The 20,047-nt window shown below is 46.5% G+C and carries 20 protein-coding genes; all 20 read left to right on the top strand.

The genetic code is table 11. The features are described 5' to 3' along the window. Positions 1 to 42: 42 nt before the first annotated feature. The 20 genes from KI350_RS00215 to rpoD all read left to right on the top strand — a co-directional run bounded on the left by KI350_RS00215 (position 43) and on the right by rpoD (position 19,825). Entirely contained in the window at positions 43 to 1,362 is a 1,320-nt protein-coding gene (locus KI350_RS00215) for an NfeD family protein (protein ID WP_065644196.1), read from the top strand. Between the two features lie 23 nt (positions 1,363 to 1,385). Next, complete coding sequence (floA, locus tag KI350_RS00210; RefSeq protein ID WP_020452249.1) at positions 1,386 to 2,378, top strand: flotillin-like protein FloA; 993 nt, start codon at positions 1,386 to 1,388, stop codon at positions 2,376 to 2,378. A 29-nt stretch (positions 2,379 to 2,407) separates the two neighbouring features. After that, positions 2,408 to 2,860 (top strand): hypothetical protein, encoded by a 453-nt coding sequence (locus tag KI350_RS00205; RefSeq protein ID WP_106070677.1) that lies wholly within the window; start codon positions 2,408 to 2,410, stop codon positions 2,858 to 2,860. Between the two features lie 55 nt (positions 2,861 to 2,915). After that, positions 2,916 to 3,197, top strand: coding sequence for a sporulation protein YqfC (gene yqfC / locus KI350_RS00200; protein WP_020452247.1), 282 nt, complete (start codon positions 2,916 to 2,918; stop codon positions 3,195 to 3,197). Between the two features lie 17 nt (positions 3,198 to 3,214). Beyond that, positions 3,215 to 4,411 carry a sporulation protein YqfD gene (gene yqfD, locus KI350_RS00195; protein WP_065644194.1) on the top strand — a complete coding sequence of 399 codons (1,197 nt, stop codon included), beginning with the start codon at positions 3,215 to 3,217 and terminating at the stop codon, positions 4,409 to 4,411. Beyond that, positions 4,408 to 5,367 carry a PhoH family protein gene (locus tag KI350_RS00190; RefSeq protein WP_048350460.1) on the top strand — a complete coding sequence of 320 codons (960 nt, stop codon included), beginning with the start codon at positions 4,408 to 4,410 and terminating at the stop codon, positions 5,365 to 5,367. Before yqfD ends, KI350_RS00190 begins: the two co-directional genes overlap by 4 nt. A 164-nt stretch (positions 5,368 to 5,531) precedes the next feature. After that, the gene (locus KI350_RS00185) at positions 5,532 to 7,586 is read left to right on the top strand and encodes an HD family phosphohydrolase (RefSeq protein ID WP_223254788.1); all 2,055 of its coding nucleotides are present in this window, start codon (positions 5,532 to 5,534) and stop codon (positions 7,584 to 7,586) included. After that, the gene (ybeY, locus tag KI350_RS00180) at positions 7,583 to 8,059 is read left to right on the top strand and encodes an rRNA maturation RNase YbeY (RefSeq protein WP_065644192.1); all 477 of its coding nucleotides are present in this window, start codon (positions 7,583 to 7,585) and stop codon (positions 8,057 to 8,059) included. Before KI350_RS00185 ends, ybeY begins: the two co-directional genes overlap by 4 nt. Beyond that, a complete protein-coding gene (locus KI350_RS00175; protein ID WP_065644191.1) occupies positions 8,037 to 8,417 on the top strand; it encodes a diacylglycerol kinase family protein in 381 nt (126 codons plus the stop codon). The genes ybeY and KI350_RS00175 overlap by 23 nt, the downstream gene beginning before the upstream one ends. 132 nt (positions 8,418 to 8,549) lie before the next feature. After that, positions 8,550 to 8,960, top strand: coding sequence for a cytidine deaminase (locus tag KI350_RS00170; RefSeq protein WP_065644190.1), 411 nt, complete (start codon positions 8,550 to 8,552; stop codon positions 8,958 to 8,960). Beyond that, on the top strand, positions 8,941 to 9,846 hold the full coding sequence (gene era / locus KI350_RS00165; protein ID WP_023855242.1) for a GTPase Era: 906 nt from the start codon (positions 8,941 to 8,943) through the stop codon (positions 9,844 to 9,846). Before KI350_RS00170 ends, era begins: the two co-directional genes overlap by 20 nt. Positions 9,847 to 10,007: 161 nt before the next feature. After that, positions 10,008 to 10,151: a YqzL family protein gene (locus tag KI350_RS00160; protein WP_003183626.1), complete on the top strand. Its 144-nt coding sequence runs from the start codon at positions 10,008 to 10,010 to the stop codon at positions 10,149 to 10,151. 37 nt (positions 10,152 to 10,188) lie between these two features. Then, positions 10,189 to 10,959 (top strand): DNA repair protein RecO, encoded by a 771-nt coding sequence (gene recO / locus KI350_RS00155; protein WP_065644189.1) that lies wholly within the window; start codon positions 10,189 to 10,191, stop codon positions 10,957 to 10,959. A 331-nt stretch (positions 10,960 to 11,290) separates the two neighbouring features. Further along, positions 11,291 to 12,178 (top strand): glycine--tRNA ligase subunit alpha, encoded by an 888-nt coding sequence (gene glyQ, locus KI350_RS00150; RefSeq protein WP_065644188.1) that lies wholly within the window; start codon positions 11,291 to 11,293, stop codon positions 12,176 to 12,178. After that, on the top strand, positions 12,171 to 14,210 hold the full coding sequence (gene glyS / locus KI350_RS00145; RefSeq protein ID WP_065644187.1) for a glycine--tRNA ligase subunit beta: 2,040 nt from the start codon (positions 12,171 to 12,173) through the stop codon (positions 14,208 to 14,210). Before glyQ ends, glyS begins: the two co-directional genes overlap by 8 nt. Before the next feature lie 197 nt (positions 14,211 to 14,407). Beyond that, on the top strand, positions 14,408 to 15,046 hold the full coding sequence (gene ccpN, locus KI350_RS00140) for a transcriptional regulator CcpN (RefSeq protein ID WP_025804968.1): 639 nt from the start codon (positions 14,408 to 14,410) through the stop codon (positions 15,044 to 15,046). A 25-nt stretch (positions 15,047 to 15,071) separates the two neighbouring features. Beyond that, positions 15,072 to 15,884: a pyruvate, water dikinase regulatory protein gene (locus tag KI350_RS00135; RefSeq protein ID WP_020452237.1), complete on the top strand. Its 813-nt coding sequence runs from the start codon at positions 15,072 to 15,074 to the stop codon at positions 15,882 to 15,884. A gap of 264 nt (positions 15,885 to 16,148) precedes the next feature. Then, entirely contained in the window at positions 16,149 to 16,640 is a 492-nt protein-coding gene (locus KI350_RS00130; protein ID WP_020452236.1) for a YaiI/YqxD family protein, read from the top strand. A gap of 32 nt (positions 16,641 to 16,672) precedes the next feature. Then, the gene (gene dnaG, locus KI350_RS00125; RefSeq protein WP_145653585.1) at positions 16,673 to 18,496 is read left to right on the top strand and encodes a DNA primase; all 1,824 of its coding nucleotides are present in this window, start codon (positions 16,673 to 16,675) and stop codon (positions 18,494 to 18,496) included. A gap of 207 nt (positions 18,497 to 18,703) precedes the next feature. Continuing rightward, positions 18,704 to 19,825: an RNA polymerase sigma factor RpoD gene (gene rpoD / locus KI350_RS00120; protein WP_020452234.1), complete on the top strand. Its 1,122-nt coding sequence runs from the start codon at positions 18,704 to 18,706 to the stop codon at positions 19,823 to 19,825. The last annotated feature ends 222 nt before the right edge of the window (positions 19,826 to 20,047 follow it).

The raw sequence follows: 20,047 nt of genomic DNA, 5'->3' as shown, positions 1-20,047 counted from the left end.
TGTAATGTTAATGATAATAGGGGAAGGAGGCCTCAGACATCATTGCTGCTGAAAAAATTTAGAATTTTTGTTGCTCTGGCCAGCGGTTTTGTTTTATTCTTATTACTAGGCGTTCATTTGACCGTGAAAGCGGATGGAGATACAGTGTATGTCATTCCGATCGAAGAAACGGTTGAAAAAGGGCTTTCAAAATTTCTTGAGCGCTCTTTTCAAGAAGCGGAAGATATGAATGCCAAACATATCATACTCGATATCAATACCCCCGGCGGAGCGGTCGACGCAGTCCTTGATATGGCTGATACGATACATAACTCCGACATTCCGGTGACCGCTTATGTGAATAGAAGGGCTCTGTCCGCAGGCGCTTACCTCGCCTTGAATGCAGACGATATTTATATGGCGCCCGGCGGGAAAATGGGAGCCGCCGCGATCATTGACACGCAGGGAAATGCCGCTGATAAAAAGTCGGAATCTCTGTGGCTCGCTGAAATGGAAGACGCAGCCAAAAAAAACGGACGTGATCCGAAATACGCTCTCGCGATGGCCGATGCGGACGTCGATGCTAAAGAAGTTGGGGCGCCGAAGGGCGAGCTGCTCACGTTAAGCCCTGACAAAGCGCTGGAAGTCGGCTATTCCGAAGGCACAGTTTCGAGCCTTGATGATCTTTTGAAAAAGCTGAACTTGAAGGATGCCAAAATCGAGCGTGCCGAGGTGAGCTTCGCCGAAAAGGTGGCCCGGTTCATCACGCATCCGGTCGTGATTCCGATTCTCCTTTCAATCGGAAGTCTCGGATTGATTGTGGAGCTTTATTCGCCTGGTTTTGGAATCCCCGGCTTTATGGGACTCTCCGCGCTGCTGCTCTTTTTCTACGGTCATCTCGTCGCCGGGCTTGCCGGGATGGAAACGATCCTTCTGTTTGCAGCAGGCATTATTTTAATCATTTTAGAGATTTTTCTGCCGGGCGGAATAGCAGGGATTGCCGGCCTGATCGCGATCGTTGCGAGCCTCTTTTTAGCATCGGGAAGCTTTAAGGTCATGGCCGTCTCGATTTTGATTGCAACTGCTGTTTCTATAGCGGCATCCATTCTATTGACAAGGGTGTTGGGGAAGCGTATGAAATTTTTTAAAAAATTGATCTTAACCGACTCGACAAGCACGGAAAGCGGATATGTGTCAAATGAAAGCCGGCGCGATTTAATTGGTAAAACCGGCGTCACGTTTACACCGCTCAGACCGTCCGGAACGGTCATCATCGGCGATGAACGGCTTGATGTCGTATCTGAAGGCTCGTTCACCGCGAAGGACAAGAAAGTGAAAGTGGTTAAAGTGGAAGGCTCACGCATTGTTGTGAGAGAATTATAAATTACATTATTAGGAGGAATATTATGGATCCGTCAACACTGTTTCTTTTGCTTATTATAGCAGCCGGAATCATCTTACTAGCTGTCTTCTTTACATTCGTCCCGGTCATGCTGTGGATCTCGGCTTTGGCCGCTGGTGTTAAAATCAGCATTTTCACACTGATCGGAATGAGGCTCCGCCGCGTCATTCCAAACCGCGTGGTGAACCCGCTGATCAAAGCGCATAAAGCGGGACTTGATGTTACGATCAATCAGCTTGAAAGCCACTATCTTGCAGGGGGTAATGTTGACCGGGTTGTCAACGCGCTTATCGCTGCCCAACGTGCAAACATTGAACTCACATTCGCCAGATGTGCGGCCATCGATTTAGCGGGCCGTGACGTGCTTGAAGCCGTTCAAATGAGCGTTAATCCGAAAGTCATCGAAACGCCGTTTATTGCCGGTGTAGCAATGGACGGTATCGAGGTGAAAGCAAAAGCGAGAATCACGGTTCGCGCAAACATCGACCGCCTTGTCGGGGGAGCGGGAGAAGAAACAATCATTGCCCGTGTCGGCGAAGGGATCGTTTCGACAATCGGTTCCTCCGATAATCATAAAAAAGTGCTTGAAAACCCGGATATGATTTCACAAACCGTCTTGAGCAAAGGATTGGATTCAGGCACAGCGTTTGAAATTCTATCGATCGATATCGCTGACGTTGACATCGGCAAAAACATCGGAGCGATTCTGCAGACCGACCAAGCTGAAGCCGATAAAAACATCGCCCAGGCGAAAGCGGAAGAACGCCGCGCCATGGCGGTTGCGCAAGAACAGGAAATGCGCGCCCGCGTCGAAGAAATGCGCGCTAAAGTCGTCGAGGCAGAAGCCGAAGTGCCGCTTGCGATGTCTGAAGCTCTCCGCAGCGGAAAGATCGGAGTCATGGACTACCTCAATATGAAAAACATCGACGCCGACACAGACATGCGTGATTCTTTCGGAAAGATGACGAAAGACCAAAATGAAGAGGATCATAAATAAACAAGCCCCTGTAAAAAGGAGGGAGCTCATTGCTTGATATCCTGTTCGACAATCCGATTATCATGGCGGCCATCATCGCAGCCATCTCCTTCATATTCAACAAGCTCGGAAAAAATGATGAAAATGAAGAAACCAAGCGTAAACCGGCGCCTGAACGGCCGAAAACGCAGACGACGCCGAAGCAGACGGCACAGCGCCGGCCGGCAGAAAACAAAAAACAACGGCCTGCAGCAGCTGCGGCTGCTGCAAAAAGCGAAGATATGGCCGCAGAGCTCCGCAGAATCCAAGCGGATGCCGAGCGGTCCATGCCGGCCGTTGAACGGGCCATTAAAAAGCAGAGCAGCCGGGTGATCAACCGGAAACAAGAGCTGCTCGATTTGAATAAAAACACGATTGTCCAAGGCGTTGTACTCAGCGAAGTATTCGGCCCTCCGCGGTCGAGAAAGCCGCATTACACAATGAGGCGCCGCCCTAAAATTTAAGTATTAGAACCCCCATATCACTCATACATATGAGATGAAAGGGGGTTCTTTTTTTATGGCGCAAAGAAAAAACCGCATCAAAGCGTGGCTGACAAGAACATTGGAAATTCCCCCTGATGTCATGATGGATCTTCCGAGAATCACGATGATAGGAAGACTTCACATATATATTGAAAACCACAGAGGGCTTTTGCTTTTCAGCGATACCGAAGTAAGGCTGATGCTCAAACAGGGGCAGTGCATCATTCAAGGCAAAAACTTTGTCATCAAAACGATTTTGCCTGAGGAAATTCTGCTTGAAGGCACGATTGAGCTCGTACGCTATATCGATTCATAAGTCGGGGGGAAAGAATCGTGAAGAATAAATGGCTTTCTTTTTTTTCAGGAAAGATCCAGCTTGAGATAACAGGAAAGGGGATCGAACGATTATTAAATGAATGCACCAGGCGCAGCATCCCGATGTTTAACGTAAAGAAAAAGAAAGACGCTGTCTTTCTTTATATTCCGCTTTCTGATGTACATGCCTTCCGGAGGGTCATCAGGGATTTTGACTGCAAGTGCCGCTTCGTCAGACGAAAAGGTTTTCCTTTCCTCGTGCAGAAGTCTAAACGGAATAGCGGCTTCACTTTTGGAATTGCTGGTTTTTTTATCATCATGTTTTTATTGTCCAACATGCTTTGGAAAATTGACATAACAGGAGCCAATCCGGAGACAGAACATCAAATCAGACAGCACTTGAATGAAATCGGCGTCAAAAAAGGCCGCCTTCAGTTTACAATGCTGACCCCGGAAAAAATTCAGCAGGCGCTTACAAAGCGCGTCGAAAACATCACCTGGGTGGGCATTGAATTAAACGGCACGGCCCTTCACATGAAAGTGGTTGAAAAAAATGAACCTGACAAAGAAAAATATATTGGTCCGAGGCACATCGTCGCCAAAAAAGGGGCGACCATCTCGAAAATGTTCGTGGAAAAAGGCGAGCCGCTCGTCACCGTGAACCAGCACGTTGAAAAAGGGCAAATGCTTGTTTCCGGACTGATCGGGAGCGAAGAGGAAAAGCAAAAAGTCGGAGCCAAAGGGAAAATCTACGGTGAAACCTGGTACAAGTCAAAAGTAACGGTTCCGCTTGAGACATCATTTGACGTTTTTACGGGTAAAGTAAGGACAAGTCACAAGCTATCCTTCGGTTCTTTTTCCGTGCTTGTCTGGGGCTTTTCTTTTAAAAAAGAAGAGTTCTCGCGCCCAAAGACAGAAACCGAAAAACACTCGCTGCATTTTATGAATTTTACGCTTCCTGTCGCGTATGAAAAGGAACATACGAGGGAGAGCGAACAAATCAAAAGGGTGTACTCGAAAAAAGAAGCGGTCCTTGAAGGGATCGAAATGGGAAAAAGAGACATCAGGAAAAAAATCGGCAGCGACGGGAACATTATCAGTGAAAAAGTTTTGCACGAAACGAGTGAGAATGGTAAAGTTAAATTGATCATCCTTTACCAGGTTATTGAAGACATTGTTCAAACAACACCAATTGTTCAGGAGACTAAAGAATGACAGAACACTTACTTGCGATTCATCAGCAACTGGAAAGTCCGAACGAGGCTCAAGCGCTGTTTGGGAACCAGGATTCCCATTTGAAGTTAATGGAGGAAGAGCTGAACATTTCGATTGTCACGCGCGGTGAAACCGTCTATGTGACCGGAGACGAAGAAACGTTTGAAATCGTGGACAGCCTGCTTGCATCCCTCTTGAATCTCATCCGCAAAGGAATCGAGATATCAGAACGCGATGTCTTGTATGCGGTCAAGATGGCGAAAAAGCAGAAGCTTGAGTTTTTTGAAAGCATGTATGAAGAGGAAATTACGAAAAACGCCAAAGGAAAACCGATCAGAGTCAAAACCATCGGTCAAAGAGAATATATCGCCGCCATGAAGAGGCACGACTTAATCTTCGGCATCGGCCCTGCAGGAACGGGGAAAACCTATTTGGCTGTCGTAAAGGCCGTCCATGAACTGAAAAACGGACGCATCAAAAAAATCATTTTGACAAGACCAGCTGTTGAAGCAGGGGAAAGCCTCGGGTTTTTGCCTGGGGATTTAAAGGAGAAAGTCGACCCTTATTTAAGGCCGCTGTATGACGCGCTCCATGATGTGCTCGGAACGGACCATACGGCACGGCTGCTTGAAAGAGGAACGATTGAAATCGCGCCGCTTGCTTACATGAGGGGGCGGACGCTCGACGACGCATTTGTGATTTTGGATGAAGCGCAGAATACGACACCGGCACAAATGAAAATGTTTTTGACGAGATTGGGTTTTGGTTCTAAAATGGTCATTACAGGCGATATTACGCAAATCGATTTGCCGAAGGGCGTCACATCGGGGCTTGCCGTTGCAAAAAAGATGCTCCTTGATATCGAAGGCATTTCAATTGTTGAACTGGATCAGACGGACGTGGTCAGACACCCGCTTGTCGCCCGTATTATTGAAGCATACGAAAAGTCAAAATAATTCCGAATGGCCCGATCGCCCGTTATCGGGTCATTTTTTAGTTTCCCGCGGGAAAAGAGGTGCTTTTGTTGAAAAAGAAAAAAAGAGACGGAAAGTTTCGGCCCATCCGCTTGGAAAACGGCCGCTTCCTTCCGGTCATTCTTTATGCGGCTTTATCCGCGCTGATGTTCATCCTGCTGTTTTTCCATGTGAGGCCCGAGTCCCTCGACCTCGATTTATTTTCGATCAGCGAGAATACGATCTATGCGCCGGCGACAGTCGAAGATCAAAAGGCCACGGCTAATAAAAAGCAGGAAGCGAGAGAGGAAGTTCCCGACCAGTACACTTTGAAAAAAGAGTACTCTGACAACAGGGTCGACCTTGTCTCATCAATATTCGACATCATTAAAGAAGTGAAAAAAGAAAGCGCAGAACAAGAGAAAAAAGACAAGCAGGCCCCGTCTGAAAAAGACCAAATCAAATCTGTCGAAGAAAAGCTGACTTCAGATGTGACGGACTCGCTGTCGCAGGATTCAGTCAAACACCTGCTGAAGGCCAGCGATGGAGAGCTTTCGATGACACAGGATTCGGTCATCACCGCCGTCAATGATGTGATGAGCAAAGAAATCCGCGCCGGAAAGCTTGATGAAGCGAAAGAGCATGTAACGAAAGAGCTGAAGGGTAATTCGATACCTTCAAAATTAAAAAACGCCGCTGATGAAATCGGACGCTTTGCAATCATTCCCAACTATGTATACGATCCCGACAAGACGGAGCAGAAGCGTCAGGAAGCGGCTGACAGCGTGCAGCAGGTGCAGATCAAGCAGGGGCAGATACTTGTTGAGGAAAATCAGCTGATCGACAGGGAAGTCTATCGAAAGCTTGAACTGACAGGACTCTTAAGCGGAGCCAACATCTTCAAGCCTGTCGGCGGACTGCTGCTTTTAATCGCGCTTTTCATCTCAGCTTTGGTTTACTATTTCGAAAAGCAGTACAGCAGCCGGATTCCGAAAAATAAGTCGCTCATGCTGTTTTCATTGATTACAGCGATCGTTTTAATCGTCATGGAAGTGATCAGCCTGTTTCAGCAGCTTGAAATCGGCCATATCGGCTATCTCGTGCCGATTGCGATGGGCGTGATGCTCATTAAACTGCTGATCAATGAAAGGTTGGCGATCCTGTCGAGCATGATCCTTTCCATTTGCGGAAGTATGATGTTTAACCAAGGCGTGACAGGCACGTTTAATTATGGAATCGGAACGTATTTCTTGATCAGCTCGATGGCGGGTATACTGTTTTTAGGGAAGCATAATGCGAGGGCGAAAATCCTCCAGGCCGGCTTGTTTGTCTCCCTGATCAACATCGTCGTCCTGTTTACCTTGCAGCTCATTCAAAACACGGCGCAAACTGGGCTTGAGATGGGTACATACCTTGTCATGGGAGCGGTGTCCGGCATCGGATCGTCAGTTCTTGTGCTCGGGCTCATGCCGTTTTTTGAAAGCGGCTTTGGGATTCTGTCCACGATGAAGCTTCTCGAGCTTTCAAACCCGAATCATCCGCTGCTCCGCAAAATTCTGACGGAAACACCCGGCACATACCATCACAGCGTTATGGTTGCGAACTTATCGGAGGCGGCATGCGAAGCTGTCGGAGCAAACGGGCTTTTGGCAAGAGTCGGAGCCTATTACCATGATATCGGCAAGACAAAGCGGCCCCAATATTTTATAGAAAACCAAATGAATATTGATAATCCGCATGACAAGCTTTCTCCGCAGCTGAGCAAAAACATTATCATTGCCCATGCGACAGACGGCGCCGATATGCTGAGGGATCATAAAATGCCGAAGGAGCTTGTCGACATCGCCGAACAGCATCACGGCACATCGCTGCTCAAGTTTTTTTACTATAAGGCGAAAGAAAAAGGCGATCAGACGACTGAAGAAGAGTTCCGCTATCCCGGTCCGAAGCCCCAGACAAAAGAGGCGGCGATCATCTCGGTGGCCGACAGCGTCGAAGCAGCCGTCCGCTCAATGCATAACCCGAATCCCGAAAGGATTGAAAAGCTGGTGCGCGGGATCATATCAGATAAGCTGCAGGACGGGCAGTTTGACGAATGTGATTTAACTTTAAAAGAGCTCAATATTATCGCGAAGACGCTCTGCGAAACGCTGAAAGGCATTTTTCACTCCCGGATCGAATATCCGGAAGCTAATCCTAAACAGAAGGTGAAACACACATGAGTTTAATTCTAGATATTACAGACGAGACCGGACGGGTCCCTGAAGACCAGCTTGCTGAAATTGAGAAGATTCTTCAATTCGCAGCGGCAGAGGAAGGCGTCGCAGACGGCGCCGAAGTTTCGGTTACGATCGTCAACAATGAAGAGATACAAGAAATCAACAAAGAGTACAGAGGCAAAGATTATCCGACTGACGTCATTTCATTTGCCCTTGAAGAAGACGGCGAAGGAGAGATTGAAATTATCGGCGCTGACATGCCGCCCGTTCTCGGAGATATCATCATCAGCGCTGATAAAGCACGGGAACAGGCCGAAGAATACGGGCATTCACTGATGAGAGAGCTGGGTTTTCTGACGGTTCACGGCTTTTTGCACCTCCTCGGCTATGACCATATGACAGAGGAAGAGGAAAAAGAGATGTTCACTAAGCAAAAGGAAATTTTGAATCGATATGGGCTCTCAAGATCCTCATAAACAAAACGAATGGCGCCGTCTGAAATGGAGTTTTTCAAACGCCTTTACAGGAATAGTCAAGACGTTCATGTCGGAGCGCAATTTTAGAATTCATTCTGGAGCCGCCATCCTCGTGATCGCCTGCGGCTTTTTCTTCAGGCTGACTCTGATCGAATGGTCCATCATCTTGATCCTGATCGGCGGAATGCTCGCCTTGGAGCTGATGAATACGGCTGTGGAGCATACGATCGACCTTATCACAAAAGAGAACCACCCGCTTGCAAAGGCGGCAAAGGACGCGGCGGCCGGGGCGGTTTGCGTGTTTGCAGCCGTTTCGTGTATGATTGGGTTACTCATCTTTTTGTCAAAATTGTTTTGATGCCGTGCCTTTCATTGTGCGCAATTCTTACAAAAATTTTACATTTGTGATTTGGGCGTGAAAAAGAAGCCATTTTTATGTAAAATAAAAGTGTTAGCGGTACCATAACCGCTATAGGAAGGAATACACACATTGACTAAACAAGAATTGATTGCAGAAGCTTTAAAAGCAAGGGAATTTGCATATGTTCCGTATTCGAAATTCAAAGTCGGCGCTGCCCTTTTGACTGAGGACGGCAAGGTGTACAAAGGCTGCAACATTGAAAATGCTGCATACAGCCTGTGCAACTGCGCCGAGCGGACAGCGTTGTTCAAGGCTTACTCGGAAGGGGAAAAATCGTTTAAGATGCTTGCCGTCGCTGCGGATACGCCGGGTCCGGTGTCGCCGTGCGGAGCGTGCAGACAGGTGATTTCCGAACTTTGTTCAGCAAACATGCCTGTCATCTTAACCAATCTGAATGGCCAAGTCAAAGAAATGACGGTTCAAGAATTACTGCCAGGAGCATTTTCATCGGAGGACTTACATGACACAGGAAAGCTTTAAATCAGGATTTGTCTCCATTATCGGACGACCAAACGTAGGAAAATCTACATTTTTGAATCGCGTGATCGGCCAAAAAATCGCCATCATGAGCGACAAACCGCAAACAACAAGAAACAAAGTGCAAGGTGTGCTGACAACCGATACATCCCAGACGATTTTTATCGATACGCCGGGCATTCATAAACCGAAGCATAAATTGGGCGATTTTATGATGAAGGTGGCGCAGAACACTTTAAAGGAAGTCGACTTGATCTTGTTTATGATCAATGCGGAGGAAGGCTACGGAAAAGGCGACGAATTTATCATCGAGCGCTTAAAAGGAGTCAAGACGCCGGTATTTTTGATCGTCAACAAAATCGACCGGATTCATCCGGATGAGCTTCTTGTGCTAATCGATGAGTACAGAACCAGGTATCCGTTTCAGGAAATCGTTCCGATCTCCGCCCTTGAGGGAAATAATATCGATACGCTTTTAAAGCAAATTGAGGATTATTTGCCGGAAGGTCCGCAGTTTTACCCGAGTGACCAGGTGACCGATCATCCGGAGCGATTTATCATTTCTGAGCTGATTCGGGAAAAAGTGCTGCATCTGACAAGGGAAGAGATCCCTCACAGCATTGCGGTCTCGATCGAGTCCATTCAAGAACGGGAAAACGGTTCTGTGTATGTGAGCGCGACCATCGTCGTCGAACGCGACTCACAAAAAGGGATCGTCATCGGAAAAAGAGGCAGTCTGCTTAAAGAAATCGGCAAGCGGGCAAGAACTGATATCGAGGCGCTGCTCGGATCATCGGTGTTTTTAGAGCTGTGGGTTAAAGTGCAGAAAGACTGGCGCAACAAGATGTCTCAGCTTCGTGATTTTGGATTTAGAGAAGACGAGTATTAACGGACAGAGCTTGACCGCGGTTTAGTCGTGACAAAATCTCTCGAAATCAAAGATATATTAGAAAAAATTGTTTAACATGAAATGGAGGATACAAGGTCAAGATAATCTTAAGAATTTGGATGTTTAAAAAGCTAGTTATAAACAGAAAGGTGGGGCTTTTTATGTTGAATTTTACTTGGAATGTATTTTCACAAACAGGAAGCGTTGACACGTACCTCCTTTTTAAAGAATTGGAAAAGGAGAACCTGGAAAGACCCGAAGTACTTGAAGAAGAGCTAGCGCAAATTGACTTTCCAATTTTGTGATCATGCTTGACCCCTCCAATTTTTGGATGGTGCACATATGCTGACGAAATGTGAAGGTATCGTCCTTCGTACAAACGACTATGGTGAAACAAATAAAATCATTACGCTGTTGACGAGAGAACACGGGAAAATCGGTGTGCTGGCAAGGGGCGCCAAAAAGCCGAACAGCCGCTTGTCAGCGATTTCTCAGCCGTTCCTTTATGCTTCTTTTTTATTCCGCAAATCATCCGGTCTCGGCACATTGGAGCAGGGCGAGATGATCGAAAGCATGAGGCATATACGCGAGGATCTGTTTTTAACAGCATATGCGGCCTACATCGCTGAATTAATCGACAAGGGAACGGAGGAAAAGAAACCGAATCCGTTTTTATTTGAGCTGCTTCTTCAGTCGATGAGGAGGCTCGATGACGGTACAGATCCCGACATTATCGCCAACCTTATCGAAGTTAAAATGCTCAGCGTGATGGGGCTGTATCCGGAGCTGGATGAATGTGTGCACTGCAAAAGCAAAGACGGCACATTTCATTTTTCGATTTGCGACAACGGCTTTATCTGCCACCGCTGTTTTGCGAAAGATCCATACAGGATACCGCTGTCTCCCGCATCCGCCAGGCTGTTGAGGCTGTTTTTTTATTTTGACCTGTCAAGGCTCGGAAATGTCTCGGTCAAACAGGAGACGAAGGATGAGCTGAAAAGGGTCATTCAGACGTACTATGACGAGTACTCAGGGATCTACCTGAAATCGCGGCGCTTCATGGAACAAATGGACAATATGAAAAAGATGCTGGGCGATGAAAACAAAAGTTGACAACCTCTTCATCTTTTTATAAGATCATGTCATGAAGATTGGATTCAATAATGACGTTGCGTTGACGGAAAGAAGTAATTGCGCACGGCCTCATTGAAGCGACTCCGGGGCGGTGAAAGCCGGGGATGAGAGCGTAATGAAAGGCATTCCCTGAGCAACTTTTAAAAAAGAGGCTGAGACATTTCCTCTCAGCAATTAGGGTGGAACCGCGGGAGAACTCTCGTCCCTATGTTTGTGGGCAAACAAGCATAGGGACGGGAGTTTTTTTCTGCCCAAGCCAGCCCTATGCCAAAAATTAAACTTGAAAACACGTTTTGTGGAGGTGCTTCATTTGAATATTCAAGAAATGATTCTGACCCTGCAAAAGCACTGGTCCAATGAAGGATGCGTACTTTTGCAGTCGTATGATGTAGAGAAGGGTGCAGGAACGATGAGTCCATATACATTTTTGCGGAGCCTCGGTCCTGAACCTTGGAAAGTCGCTTATGTGGAGCCGTCAAGACGCCCTGCGGACGGAAGATACGGGGACAATCCGAACAGGCTTTATCAGCACCATCAATTCCAGGTGATCATTAAGCCGTCTCCCGACAATATTCAAGAGCTTTATTTAGATTCATTAAAAGCCCTTGGAATTGACCCTCTGGAGCATGATATCCGTTTTGTCGAGGATAACTGGGAAAATCCGTCGCTCGGCTGCGCCGGGCTTGGCTGGGAAGTGTGGCTTGACGGCATGGAAATCACCCAGTTCACCTATTTCCAGCAGGTCGGCGGGCTTGAGTGCAAACCGGTTTCTGTTGAAATCACATACGGGATTGAACGCCTTGCTTCTTATATTCAAGACAAAGAAAACGTCTTTGACCTCGAATGGACGAACGGCTATACGATAGAAGACTTGTTCAAGATGGCTGAATACGAGCATTCCGTCTATACGTTCGAGACATCTGACGTCGACATGCTGTTCGAATTGTTTGCCACGTACGAAAAAGAAGCAAACCGCCAGATGGATCAGGGACTTGTCCATCCTGCTTATGATTATGTTCTGAAATGCTCGCATACGTTCAACTTGCTTGACGCAAAAGGAGCGATTTCCGTGACGGAGCGCACAGGATATATTGGTAGGGTGAGAAACCTGGCCAGAAAAGTGGCGAAAACGTATTATGATGAACGCGAAAAGTTGGGTTTCCCAATGCTGAAGGAGGAAGAGGCTTCACATGAGTAATCAAGATTTGCTTTTAGAAATCGGATTAGAAGAAATGCCGGCGCGCTTCATGCATGACAGCATGACTCAGCTTGGTGAAAAGCTGGAAAGCTGGCTCAAGGAAAAAAATATTGCCTTCGGCTCCGTCAAGCTTTATAACTCCCCTAGAAGACTGGCCGTTCTTGTCGAGAACGTGGCGGAGAAGCAGGACGATGTGACAGAAGAAGCGAAAGGACCGGCAAAGAAAATCGCCCTTGACGAAAACGGCGAATGGACAAAGGCGGCCATCGGCTTTTCACGGGGGCAAGGAGCAAGTCCGGAAGATTTGTATTTTAAAGACATCAAAGGAACGGAATATGTTTTTGTGCAAAAATTCCAAAAAGGTCAGGATACGTTTTCATTACTTCCTGAGCTCGGCGACTTGGTGACAAGCCTCCACTTTCCGAAAAACATGCGCTGGGGCAGCGAAGATTTGAAATATATCAGGCCGATTAAATGGATCGTCGCGCTGTTTGGCAGTGAAGTCGTTCCGTTTTCAGTCGCTCATGTCGAAACCGGCCGCACAACACAGGGTCACCGCTTCCTCGGAAAAGCAGCCGACTTGAGCGCACCTTCTGAATACGAAGCGGCACTGGAAAGCCAGTTTGTGATTGCCGATCCGGACAAACGGAAGCAGCTGATCGTGAAGCAGCTTGACGAACTGGCGGCTGAAAAGTCCTGGGACATTCCGAGAGACGAGGATCTGCTTGATGAGGTTACCCATCTGGTTGAATATCCAACGGTTCTGTTCGGTTCGTACGAAGAGGAATTTCTCGCAATTCCTGAAGAGGTGCTCGTGACAACGATGAAAGAGCATCAGCGTTATTTCCCTGTCAAAGATAAAAACGGCGATTTGCTCCCTTACTTTGTGACCGTCCGCAACGGAGACAGCCGCGCCCTTGAAAACGTGGCGAGAGGGAACGAAAAAGTGCTGAGAGCAAGGCTTTCAGACGCAGCCTTCTTCTATAAAGAAGATCAAAAATTAAACATTGACGAGAATGTGAAAAAACTCGAAAAGATCGTTTTCCACGAAGAACTGGGATCGCTTGGAGACAAAGTGAGACGCACTGAGGCGGTTGCTGAACGGATCGCTGAAATCATCGGTGCGGATCAAGAGACGGTGCAGCTGATCAAGCGCGCTTCGCACATTTCAAAATTCGACCTTGTGACACACATGGTTTACGAATTTCCTGAGCTGCAGGGCATCATGGGTGAAAAATATGCGCGGATGCTCGGTGAGAAAGAAGAAGTGGCGCTCGCTGTCAATGAGCACTATATGCCGAGACAAGCCGGAGGGGAAACGCCTTCATCAATCGTCGGCGCCGTCGTCGCATTAGCGGATAAACTCGATACGGTCGCTTCATTCTTTAAAATCGGCGTTATTCCGACAGGATCTCAGGACCCGTATGGACTGAGAAGGCAGGCGAGCGGCATCGTCCAAATCCTGCTTGACCGGAACTGGGGCATTTCATTCAAAGAACTGGCTGCGTTTGCCGGACAGGAAGCAAACAGCGAACTGCTCGAATTCTTTAAACAGCGCCTCAAATACGTATTAACAGCGGAAAACATCCGCTACGATGTCGTGGATGCCGTGCTCGAAAGCTCGAACCTTGAGCCGTATTCGGCTGTCAAAAAAGCCGCTGTCCTTGAATCGGCTGCAGCAAAACCGGAATTTAAAGAAACGGCTGAAGCGCTGGCAAGGGTTATTTCGATCAGCAAAAAGAGCGAAACGAACGCCATTGACGTGTCACTGTTTGAAAACCCTCAAGAAGAGGAGCTTTTCAAAGCTTATGAGGCGTGCAGACAGCAATTAGAGACCCTTTACGAAGCCAAAGATTATGAGGGCGCCTTCAGTGAGCTGTCCAAGCTGAAAGAGCCGATCGAAGCTTATTTTAATCACACGATGGTCCATGCCGAAGATGAAAGATTAAAAGCGAACCGCCTGGCGCAAATGGCAAGCCTGGCGGAGCTGATCCGATCTTTTGCAAACATCAATGCCATCATTGTAAAATAAACACCGCAGAAGACGGTTGCTGACAAGCTGGCAATCGTCTTTTTGCTCAAATCGGTTTTTCACATCCTTGTCAAATTGTGCCTGTCTTTTTCATAGAATTCAATTGTAATTGCTGTTATTTTAGTCTTCATATGCGTTATAATATGTTATCGACTTTTATACATAACGAACGAATTGTGAGCTTCGGCTTAAAGGTGGTGAGTACGATCGAACTAAATAAACGTCAGGAGCATATTTTGCAGATTGTTAAAGAGAACGGACCGATTACCGGAGAACATATCGCGGAAAAGCTGAATCTGACAAGGGCTACGCTTCGTCCGGACTTGGCGATTTTGACGATGTCAGGATTTTTGGAAGCAAGGCCGCGGGTCGGTTATTTCTACACGGGAAAGACGGGCACGCAGCTCTTGGCTGATAAGCTGAAAAAGCTGCAGGTGAAAGACTTCCAGTCCATTCCGGTGGTCATTCATGAAAATGTCTCCGTTTATGATGCGATTTGCACGATGTTTTTAGAGGACGTAGGAACGCTTTTTGTCGTTGATGATAATGCCATCTTAGTCGGTGTACTTTCACGAAAAGACTTGCTCAGAGCCAGCATCGGCAAACAGGAGCTCCCTTCAATACCCGTCCATATCATTATGACGAGAATGCCGAACATTACGCTTTGCAGGCGCGACGATTTCATTTTGGACATTGCCAAGATGCTTATCGAAAAACAAATTGACGCACTGCCTGTTGTAAAAGATACAGAAAAAGGCTATGAAGTTGTGGGAAGAATTACGAAAACGAACATGACAAAAATTTTAGTCGGCTTATCTGAAAATGAAATCATGTAGAGTGAACTTCAAATGGAGGGATATCATGAGTAATCGGACGATTTATGTTGTATCAGACTCTGTCGGCGAGACCGCTGAGCTCGTAGTCAAGGCGGCTATCAGCCAGTTTAACGGTTCATCCGAGCAGACAAACATCAGGCGGATTCCTTATGTTGAAGACCGCGGAACAATAAAAGAAGTGATCTCGCTGGCAGAAGCGGACGGCGGCATCATCTGTTTTACGCTTGTTGTCCCGGAGATTCGTGATTTTTTAATCGCCGAAGCGGAAAAGGCGAATGTCGTGTATTACGATATCATCGGCCCGCTGATTGAGAAAATGGAGACGGCCTACGGCTTCAGCGCGAAATATGAGCCGGGCAGAGTCCGGCAGCTGGACGAAGATTATTTTAAGAAGGTAGAGGCCATCGAATTTGCCGTAAAATATGACGATGGCAGAGACCCAAGGGGCATCTTAAAAGCGGATATCGTGCTGATCGGCGTGTCGAGAACGTCCAAAACTCCGTTATCCCAATACTTGGCGCACAAACGGTTAAAAGTGGCAAACGTTCCGATCGTTCCCGAGGTGGATCCTCCTGAAGAGCTCTTTACCGTTGATCCGGCTAAATGCATCGGGTTAAAAATCAGCCCGGATAAGCTGAACCATATTCGCAAGGAGCGCCTGAAATCGCTCGGCCTCAACGACAAAGCGATTTACGCTAATATCAACCGCATCAAAGAAGAGCTGGAGTTCTTTGAAAAGATCGTCGGCCGCATCGGCTGCAATGTCGTAGACGTATCAAATAAAGCGGTAGAGGAAACGGCCAACATTATTCACAACATGATGACAAAAAGGGTCTAAGAATAAAACTCAGGACACCCCATCCTGGGTTTTTGCTTTGATGGTTTTGGGAAAAGTGAAAATGATAGCATCTTTAACCCATTTGTATTATAATAAAAAATTGTGATAAAATAATTAACTTTTAGGTTTAAGCTTAGTACAGAACGAATAAACTATTATGGGTATCGTGTCAAGAATTTCCCCAAAAAAACTTTCGACAAATTCTTATAGATCGATTATTTTTGAAACCTGTGTGATTTTGCCTGTATTTATAGCAGGAGATTGATGGAGGGATGGAGAATTAGTCTTCTTGAAAAAGAAAGGACGATTTTTGTCGATGCAGACGCATGCCCGGTAAAAGATGAAGTGCTTAAAACAGCGGCGGATTTCGACGTAAAGGTGGTATTCGTGGCTTCATTCGAGCATTTTCAAGTCACAAGGAAAGAAGAAGAGAATTGGACATATGTCGATCCGCACAAAGAAGCAGCCGATCTGTACATTGCCAACCATGTTCGACCAGGTGATGTCGTCGTGACACAAGATATCGGGCTGGCATCGCTTTTGCTTGGCAAAAAGGTCTATGTGATGACGGAGAGAGGCTTTCTTTTCGAAGAGGACACCATCGATCATGCTCTTTTCCGCCGTCACGTCGCACAAAAATTGAGAAGAAGCGGACGTTACACGAAAGGCCCGAAAAAACTGGTCAAGGAAGACCGAGAGCGATTTGTCAAAGAGCTGCAAAAAATCTTGTCGAAAATTGAAGGATTTACGTACTAAGCAGCGAATTATGTACGACGGAGTGTTGGAACATGGGCAATCGTATACCAGACGAAATTGTAGAACAGGTACAAAAATCAGCTGATATCGTAGAAGTTATCGGAGAGTACGTCCAGTTGAGAAAACAGGGGCGTAATTATTTTGGGCTTTGTCCTTTTCATGGTGAGAATACGCCATCTTTTTCCGTTTCCGGAGAAAAACAGATTTTTCATTGTTTTGGCTGCGGAGCGGGAGGGAATGTTTTTTCATTTTTAAGACAAATGGAAGGTTATTCATTTACGGAGGCCGTCTCTCACCTGGCGGACAAATATCAAATAGATCTGCCGGAGCAGGTTGCAGCTGTATCAGCATACAGCACAGGCAGTTCGGATGAACAGAAAATGGCGGAAGCTCATGATCTGTTAAAGAAATTTTATCATCATTTGCTGGTCAATACAAAGGAAGGCCAGGAAGCGCTCGATTATTTGCTCGGAAGAGGCTTTGAGATGGAGCAGATCGAGCAGTTTGAAATCGGATGCTCCCTTGATTCATGGGATTTCATCACAAAGTTTTTGGAACGGAGAGGTTTTGATCTTGCGCTGATGGAAAGAGCTGGACTCATCATCAGACGCGAGAACGGTGACGGCTATTTTGACCGTTTCAGAAACAGGATTATGTTTCCGATTCATGATCATCACGGCGCAACGGTCGCTTTTTCCGGACGGACGTTCACCGGGGAGCAGCCAAAATACATGAACAGCCCGGAAACGCCGCTTTTTCGAAAAAGCAAGCTTCTCTATCATTTCCATCAGGCCCGCCTTCACATTCGAAAAGAAGAGAGGGCCGTCCTTTTTGAAGGATTTGCCGACGTCATTTCAGCCGTCAGTTCCGGTGTGAAAGAATCGATCGCCACGATGGGCACATCGCTGACAGAAGAACATGCGAAAATCATCAGGCGAAATGTCGGAGAGGTCATACTGTGCTATGACTCGGATCATGCCGGTTATGAAGCCACGCTGAAAGCGGCGGAGATTCTTCAGAAAAAAGGCTGCGACGTCAAGGTGGCCATGATACCTGACGGGCTGGATCCCGATGACTACATCAAAAAATTCGGCAGCGAGAAATTTAAGAATGATGTAATAGGGGCCAGCGTTACGATGATGACGTTTAAAATGAACTATTTCCGCAAGGGCAGAAACCTGTCTGATGAAGGAGACCGTTTAGCCTATATCAACGATGTACTGAAGGAAGTCAGCCTTCTCAGCGGGCCTTTGGAACAGGAAATATACATCAAACAGCTGGCAAATGAATTTTCAATCTCATTTGAATCCTTGAAGGATCAGCTTTCCGTATTTGAAAAGCAGGCTGTAAGCCGCAGCAGGGAAAGCAGCCGTCAGGACTCAAAAGAGCGGCAGGCGGCCGTTTCGCGCGCGCCGCGGAGAAAGACGGGTCTTCGGCCGGCTCATGAGAATGCGGAGCGGATGCTCCTGGCTCACATGATTCATGACCGGGATGTCATTCGAAAGGTTTTAGACCGGGTGGGCTTTGAATTCAACCTTGATCAGCACCGCGCGATTGCCGCTTATTTGTACGCCATGTATGAAGAAGGAGCGGACATTTCCATCCAGGAGCTCTTTAAAAGAGTTGAGGATCAGGAACTCGGTCAGCTTCTGACAGATATCTTAATGCTTCAGGTGAACGAAGAATTAAGTGAAGCGGAATTATCTGATTATGTAAAAAAAGTGTTGAATTATCGAAATTGGTCAATGATAAAAGAAAAAGAAGCTGCAAGGGCGGAAGCCGAGAGGCAAAAAGACTTCATCAAAGCGGCAACTTTGGCGCAGGAAATTGTTAAGCTGAACCGTTCGCTTAAATAAACCGTTATATATAATAGGAAAAGCTTTTGGCAATGAATCCTAACGGAGGAGCAAAAGCTGCTTGTCCTAATCATATATTGTCAATTTATGATTTGCTTTCCCGTGAAGCCCTAGATAAGAGAGAAGGCTTTACTCCGTGAAATAGGAACAAAAAAAGCGGGATGCTTTTAGAATTCGTCTGTAAGTTTTGGAAGGAGGGATCCATGAATGGCTGATAAACAAGCACACGAGACCGAAACTGAATTCACATTTGAACAGGTGAGGGATCAATTAACAGAAGCCGGGAAAAAGCGCGGAGTGCTCACATATGAAGAAATTGCAGAGCGCATGTCCAGCTTCGAGATCGAATCAGACCAAATGGATGAGTATTATGAATTTTTAGGAGAACAAGGCGTTGAATTAATTAGCGAGAACGAAGAAAATGAGGATCCTAATATTCAACAGCTGGCCAAGGCCGAAGAAGAATTTGACCTTAACGATTTAAGCGTGCCTCCGGGCGTTAAGATAAACGACCCTGTCCGCATGTATCTGAAAGAAATCGGACGGGTAAACCTTTTGTCTGCAAAAGAAGAAATCGAATACGCGAAAAAAATTGAAGAAGGCGACGAAGAGTCGAAGCGCCGTCTCGCTGAAGCCAACTTGAGACTTGTCGTCAGCATCGCAAAACGGTATGTCGGCCGCGGAATGCTTTTCCTTGACCTTATTCAGGAAGGAAACATGGGCCTGATGAAGGCGGTAGAAAAGTTTGACTACCGCAAAGGATACAAATTCAGCACATACGCGACATGGTGGATCAGACAGGCGATTACAAGAGCGATTGCCGACCAGGCGAGAACGATCAGGATTCCTGTTCATATGGTTGAAACCATCAACAAGCTGATTCGTGTTCAAAGGCAGCTCCTTCAGGATCTCGGCCGCGAACCAACGCCTGAAGAGATTGCGGAAGATATGGATCTGACGCCTGAAAAAGTCCGCGAAATCCTAAAGATCGCCCAGGAACCGGTTTCACTCGAGACTCCGATCGGTGAAGAGGACGATTCACATCTGGGAGACTTCATTGAGGATCAGGAAGCGACTTCTCCGTCAGATCATGCAGCATATGAATTGCTGAAAGAACAGCTTGAAGATGTACTGGATACATTGACAGACCGTGAAGAAAATGTGCTCCGCCTTCGCTTCGGCCTTGATGATGGTCGTACAAGAACATTAGAAGAAGTTGGTAAGGTATTTGGGGTAACAAGAGAACGAATTCGTCAAATAGAAGCTAAAGCACTTCGTAAATTAAGACATCCAAGCAGAAGCAAACGCTTGAAAGATTTTCTCGAATAAACTTGAACGGGTCAGGAGATCCGTTCTTTTTTCACGACATAATGAAAGCGCTATTATTGGTAACCCGATTATATTTTACTTAATTTCTTTCGAATTTGCAAATATCCAAAAGTGCATTTTGAGTCATTATAACCTTGAGATCGAAGGAAAAGCCCTTTATAATTGTTGTTGTAACCGTATTCAAAAACTGGTCTTTAAATGGAAAATGAACAATCGCTTCAT

The organism is Bacillus sp. J41TS8 (assembly GCF_018333035.1).
Lineage (GTDB): Bacteria > Bacillota > Bacilli > Bacillales > Bacillaceae > Bacillus > Bacillus paralicheniformis.
The sequence above is the reverse complement of the archived record's forward strand: the minus strand, read 5'-3'. Positions and strand labels throughout refer to the sequence as shown.